Below are 6212 nucleotides of genomic sequence, written 5' to 3' on the forward strand. Positions count from 1 at the left end.
CCGCGCCGCCCGCTGTCGGACCTCGCGGTCCCGTACCTGATGCTCGCCCCGGCCGTGGTGCTCATGCTGGCGCTGCTGGCGTGGCCCGCCCTCCAAGTGCTCGGGATCAGCTTCCGCAAGCTCGACCTCGGCGAACTGGTGCGCGGCGAGGTCGAGTGGGTCGGGTTCGACAACTACGCCGAGGTCCTCTCCGACCCGGAGTTCTGGACCGTCACGGTGCGCACGGTGGTGTTCACCGCCGCCGTCGTCGCCGTCACCGTCGGCTTGGGCCTGGCCATCGGCGTCCTCATGCGACACCTGGGCCCCGGGGTGCGCGCGGTGCTCCAGATCAGCCTGGTGCTGGCCTGGGCGACACCGATCGTGGCCACCACGACGGTGTTCCAGTGGATGTTCGACCAGGAGTACGGCATCCTCAACAAGACCCTGGTCGCCCTGGGCGTGGACTCCTTCCGGGGCCACTCGTGGTTCTCCAGCGGCGCGAGCACGCTGACGGTCATCGGCCTGCTGGTGGTGTGGCAGGCGACGCCGTTCATCGGGTTCACCCTCTACGCCGGGCTGGTCAACACCCCCAGGGACCTCTACGAGGCCGCCGCCATCGACGGCGCGACGCCGTGGCAGGCGTTCCGGGCGGTGAGCTGGCCGTCGATCCGGCCGATGCTGACGCTGGTCACGTTCCTGTCGGTGCTGTGGGACTTCAAGGTCTTCACCCAGGTCTGGGCGATCCGCCAGGGCGGCCCGGACGGCGGCAGCACCACGCTGCCGGTGCTGCTCTACCTCAAGGGCATCTCGGCGAGCCACTTCGGCGTGGCCGCCGCGGTGGCCGTGCTGATGCTGGTCGTGCTGGTCGCGGTCACCTGGCGGTACATGCGCCTGCTGGTCCGCTCGCCGGAAACGGAGCTGTAGCCGATGACAACGCGTTCGCAGCGCAGGTGGCTGTCCGCGCTCGGGCTGGCCGTCGCGGCGGTCTTCGCCTTCCCGACGTACTGGATGCTGACCACCGCGCTCAAGACGCCCGCGCAGATCCTCTCCCCCGCCTACGACCTCATCCCGCTGGGCGTGACGCTGGCCAACTTCACCACCGCGCTGGGCAAGGCCGGGTTCACCACGTTCCTCGTCAACAGCCTCATCGTCACCCTGGGGTCGGTGGCGTGCGCGCTGGTCGCCGGGCTGCTGGCCGCGGTGCCGCTGGCCCGGATGCGCTTCACCGGCCGCAAGGGCTTCCTGCTGCTGGTGCTCATCGCGCAGCTCGCGCCGCTGGAGGCGCTGTTCGTGCCGATGTACCTGATCATGCGCGACGCCGACCTGCTCAACTCCCTGGGCGGGCTGCTGCTGGTGTACGTGGCGTTCACGCTGCCGTTCACCGTGTGGACGCTGCGCGGGTTCGTCAAGGGCATCCCGGTCGAGCTGGACGAGGCCGCCATGGTCGACGGCTGCGGCCGGTTCGGGGTGTTCCGCCGGATCACGCTGCCGCTGCTGGGCCCCGGCCTGGTCTCCACGTCGGTGTTCAGCTTCGTGACCGCGTGGAACGAGTTCCTCTACGCGCTGGTGTTCCTGCGCGACCAGCCCAAGCAGACGCTGCCGGTGTGGCTGTCGTCGTTCAAGACCGCGTTCGGCACCGACTGGGGCGGCATCATGGCCGCCTCGGTGGTGTACGCGATCCCGGCGCTGGTGTTCTTCCTGCTGGTGCGGCGCAGGCTCGTGACCGGTGGCGTGAGCGGGGCGGTGAAGGGGTGAGCGAGATCCACGAGCTGGCCGAAGCGGTGCTGCTGCCCGGTTTCGCGGGCACCACGGCACCGGACTGGGTGCGGGACCGACTCTCCGCCGGTCTGGGCGGGGTGGTGCTGTTCGGCCGCAACGTCGTCGACGACGAGCAGGTCGCCGCGCTGACCGCGCGGCTGCGGGCCGACCGCGGCGACGTCGTGATCGGCATCGACGAGGAGGGCGGCGACGTCACCCGCCTCGACGCGGCGACCGGTGCCCGGCTGCCCGGCCCGCTGGCCCTGAGCGCGGCCGAGGACCTGCGGCTGACCCGGGCGGCCGGGGCCGCGCTCGGCGCCCGGCTGGCCGCCTGCGGCATCACCCTCGACCTCGCCCCGTGCGCCGACCTGACGCTGACCCCGGACGACCCGATCATCGGCGTGCGCGCCTTCGGCACCGAGCCCTACGCCGCCGCCGCGCACGTCGCCGAGTACGTGCGCGGGTTGCAGGAGCACGGGGTGGCCGCCTGCGCCAAGCACTTCCCCGGCCACGGCGCGTCCACATCGGACTCCCACCACGAGCTGCCGGTACTCCCCCGCACGGTGGAGCAGCTTCGCGCGGTGGAGTTCCTGCCGTTCCGCGCGGCCATCGCCGCGGGGGTGCGGTCGGTGATGACCGGGCACCTGGTCGTGCCGGAGTGGGGTTCCGAGGCCGCGACGGTCAACCCGGTGGCGATCGGGACCGCGCTGCGCGGCGAACTCGGCTTCACCGGGACCGTGGTGACCGACGCGCTGGAGATGGGCGCGCTGGCCGGTCACCTGGGCAACGCCGACGGGCTCGCCGACGCCGCCGTCCGCTCGCTGCGGGCGGGCGCGGACGCGCTGTGCGTGGGTGGGCAGATCGCCGACGCCGAAGCGGTCGTCGCCATCGTCGACGCCATCGTGGCCCGGGTCCGCACCGGCGACCTCACCGAGGAACGCCTGGCCGAGGCCGCCGAGCGGACCCGCGCCCTCGGCGCCCCGCCCCGGCGGGCCACCCGCCCCGACGACGGTGAACTCGGCCAGGTCATCGCCCGCCGCGCCCTGCGCTCGCGCGGGTCCGCCCGGCTCCCGGCCGACCCGCTCGTGCTCGACGTCGAGGTGGCGCCGACCATCGCCGCGGGCCCCGGCCCGTGGGGCCTGGCCCCGCACCTGGCCGACCTGCTCCCGGGCGCCACCGCCGTGCGCGTCGACCCGGCCGAACCCGGCGACGCGGTGGCGCGGGCACGGGCGCGCGGGGAGGTCGTCGTGGTCACCCGCGACGCGCACCGGCACCCCGACGTGGTGGCGCTGCTCGACGCCCTGGTGGCCGCGGTGCCGGTGGTGGTGCACGTGGAGACCGGTGTCCCCGGACCGGACCGGGGCACCGCCGCGCGCATCGACACCTCCGGCGCCTCCTGGTCCGGTCTGCGCGCGGCGGCCGAGGCCGTGGCGGCGCTGACCCCCGGGGCGAGACCCGCCCCCTGACAAGCTCGGTGGTGGCCGGAAGTCCCACCGGCCACCACCGCGGCGTGCTCGCGCACGCCTCCACCCGGAATCCGACTGCTCCTCCCGAGTGGACTTGGCGGTCCGGACCTTGTTTCAGAAATTGGTCTGGACCACAGTTGACATGGTATCCCTGCTCCCTGCCGAGGTGACCAAATGTCCAGGATCAAGTGGCACCTGACCGCGGCGGCCGCCGCCGCGGCCGCCCTGACACTCGGGATCGTCGCCGCCCCCGCGGGCGCCGCCGCCACCCCCACCGCCGAGTTCACCAAGACCCAAGACTGGGGAACCGGCTGGGAAGGCAAGTACACCGTCCGCAACGGCGGGACCACCGCGCTCACCGGATGGAAGGTCGAGTTCGACCTGCCGTCGGGTTCCGCGGTCACGTCCGCCTGGGACTCGACCATGAGCAAGTCCGGCAACCACTACACGTTCACGAACCTGGGGTGGAACGGCACGATCGCCGCGGGCGCGACCGCGTCGTTCGGCTTCAACGGCTCCGGTGGCGGCGCCCCCACGGGCTGCAAGCTCAACGGCGCGCCCTGCACCGGCGGCACCACCCCGCCCACCACGACCACCCCGCCGACCACCACGACTCCCCCGACCACCACCACCCCGCCGACCACCACGCCGCCGCCCGCAGGCGGTCAGAAGGTCGTCGGGTACTTCGCCGAGTGGGGCGTCTACGGGCGCGGCTACCACGTGAAGAACATCGAGACCTCGGGCTCGGCGGCGAAGCTCACCCACATCAACTACGCCTTCGGCAACGTCACCAACGGCCGGTGCGCCATAGGCGACAGTTATGCCGACTACGAGAAGGCCTACACCGCCGCCGACAGCGTCGACGGCGTGGCCGACACCTGGGACCAGCCCCTGCGCGGCAGCTTCAACCAGCTGCGCAAGCTCAAGGCCAAGCACCCCGGGCTCAAGGTCATCTGGTCCTTCGGCGGCTGGACCTGGTCCGGCGGCTTCACCCAGGCCGCGCAGAACCCGGCCGCGTTCGCCGACTCATGCTACAGCCTGGTCGAAGACCCCCGTTGGGCCGACGTGTTCGACGGCATCGACGTCGACTGGGAGTACCCGAACGCGTGCGGGCTCACCTGCGACAGCAGCGGCCCACAGGCGTTCAAGAACGTGGTGAGCGCGCTGCGGGCGAGGTTCGGCACCGGGAACCTGGTCACCGCGGCCACCACCGCCGACGGCTCCGCGGGCGGCAAGATCGACGCGACGGACTACGCCGCCGCCGCGCCGTACCTGGACTGGATCATGCCGATGACCTACGACTTCTTCGGCGCGTTCAACCCCCAGGGCCCCACCGCCCCGCACTCGCCGCTGACGTCCTACAGCGGCATCCCGCAGCAGGGCTTCTCCACCGCGGACGCGATCGCGAAGTTCAAGTCCAAGGGCGTCCCGGCGGCGAAGCTGCTGCTGGGCGTCGGCTTCTACGGGCGCGGCTGGACCGGCGTCACGCAGAGCGCCCCGGGCGGGTCGGCGACCGGCGCCGCGCCGGGCACCTACGAGCCGGGCATCGAGGACTACAAGGTCCTCAAGAACACCTGCCCGCCCACCGGCACCGTCGGCGGCACCTCGTACTCCTACTGCGGGAACAACTGGTGGAGCTACGACACCCCGGCCACCATCGCGGGCAAGCGCGCGTGGGCCAAGCAGCAGGGCCTCGGCGGTTCCTTCTTCTGGGAGCTGTCCGGCGACACCGGCAACGGTGAGCTGATCACCGCGCTGGCCCGGTGACCTGCTGAGGAGTCGCGTGAGCGGCCGCCCGGTTCACCAGGGCGGCCGCTCACCGGCGCCGGATCAGGTCGGTACTGAACCAGGTCAGCACTGGGTCACGTCAACACTCCCAGGAGCTGGCCGATGACCTGCCCGGTGGTGATCGGGGTGGCGCCGTGGTCGGCCGCCGCCCGCACGGAATGGCGGTGCTCGTCGAGGGAGCGGTCCACGATCGCGTCGGCCACGCAGAACACCTGCACCCCGGCCAGCGCCGGACCCGCGGCGGACATCAGGCACGCCGCGTGCGCCCGGACACCGGTGAGCAGGAGCTGGTCGCGGCCGAAGCTGTCCAGCAGCGCCCGCAGGCCGCCGAAGTGGTCGGCGGACAGGTTCGCCAGCCAGTGCTCGCCGGGGCCGGGTCCACCCTCGAAGCGGACCGAGGACCGGGCCACGGGCACCCCCAGCTCGTGGCAGGTCTCCCGGAGCTGGTCGAGGTTGAAGGCCAGGTCCCGCAGCGGGGCGCACTCGGTGTCGATCTCCGCGGGGAGGTCGTGCACCAGGAGCAGCGCCCGGTCCGACCGGCAGCTCCAGGAGGAGGCGCGCTCCGGCAGCACGGCCGCGGCGGACATGTCGTAGGGGTCGGCGACCGGCTGGGTCATGGCACACCCTCTCTTCTCTCGACTTAGGCAAGCCTAACTTAAGACGCGGGGATGTCGACCGTGTCCACGCTCACGAGGAGTTCTTCCGTTGGACCACACGGCCCCCGTCGCGACCCTGCTGCGCCGCATCGCCGCCCACCTCGACCTGCGGGCCGCCGAGTTCGCCGCCGCCGAGGGCCTGCACCCGACCGACCTGCGCGCCCTGGTGCTGCTGCTCGACGCCCGCCGCGACGGCCACCGGGCCACCCCCGGGTGGCTGAGCACCCGGCTCGCGCTGAACTCCGCGTCGGTCACCGCGCTGGTGGACCGACTGGCCAAGGCCGGGTACGTGGACCGGACCCCGGACCGGCGGGACCGGCGGCGGGTGCTGCTCGCGTTGCGCGATCGCGGCCTGGCGGTGGGCACGCGGTACCTCGGGTGGACAGCGGGGTCGATGACCTCGGCGCTGGAGGAGTTCGACGGCGAGGAGCTGCGCACGGCGATCCGCGTGCTGGACCGGCTGGAGCAGGCGTTCACGTCCTCGCCGAGCGTCCGGGCGTGAGGCGTTCTTGAACGCAAAAATGCCCTGGGGCTTGAGAATGGTTGTTCTCAAGCCCCAGGGCGT

6 protein-coding genes are annotated in these 6212 nt (G+C 72.5%); 5 read left to right on the forward strand and 1 reads right to left on the reverse strand.

Translation table 11 applies throughout. From position 1 onward, the window contains the following. The 4 genes from UO65_RS32020 to UO65_RS32035 all read left to right on the forward strand — a co-directional run. Positions 1-903, forward strand: a 903-nt coding sequence (locus UO65_RS32020; RefSeq protein WP_035290484.1) for a carbohydrate ABC transporter permease, incomplete at its 5' end; no start/stop codon positions are given. Positions 904-906: 3 nt separating this feature from the next. Then, entirely contained in the window at positions 907-1734 is an 828-nt protein-coding gene (locus UO65_RS32025; protein WP_035290488.1) for a carbohydrate ABC transporter permease, read from the forward strand. Next, positions 1731-3203 carry a glycoside hydrolase family 3 N-terminal domain-containing protein gene (locus tag UO65_RS32030; protein WP_035290491.1) on the forward strand — a complete coding sequence of 491 codons (1473 nt, stop codon included), beginning with the start codon at positions 1731-1733 and terminating at the stop codon, positions 3201-3203. The genes UO65_RS32025 and UO65_RS32030 overlap by 4 nt, the downstream gene beginning before the upstream one ends. A gap of 174 nt (positions 3204-3377) precedes the next feature. Next, positions 3378-4970 carry a glycosyl hydrolase family 18 protein gene (locus UO65_RS32035; protein WP_052022093.1) on the forward strand — a complete coding sequence of 531 codons (1593 nt, stop codon included), beginning with the start codon at positions 3378-3380 and terminating at the stop codon, positions 4968-4970. A gap of 95 nt (positions 4971-5065) precedes the next feature. Here the strand turns inward: UO65_RS32035 and UO65_RS32040 are convergent, their stop codons facing one another. Next, positions 5066-5608 carry an isochorismatase family protein gene (locus UO65_RS32040; RefSeq protein WP_035290494.1) on the reverse strand — a complete coding sequence of 181 codons (543 nt, stop codon included), beginning with the start codon at positions 5606-5608 and terminating at the stop codon, positions 5066-5068. Between the two features lie 88 nt (positions 5609-5696). Between UO65_RS32040 and UO65_RS32045 the strand changes: the two genes are divergently transcribed. Further along, positions 5697-6149, forward strand: a complete 453-nt coding sequence (locus tag UO65_RS32045; protein WP_035290497.1) for a MarR family transcriptional regulator — start codon at positions 5697-5699, stop codon at positions 6147-6149. Positions 6150-6212 lie beyond the last annotated feature (63 nt).

Source organism: Actinokineospora spheciospongiae (assembly GCF_000564855.1).
Lineage (GTDB): Bacteria > Actinomycetota > Actinomycetes > Mycobacteriales > Pseudonocardiaceae > Actinokineospora > Actinokineospora spheciospongiae.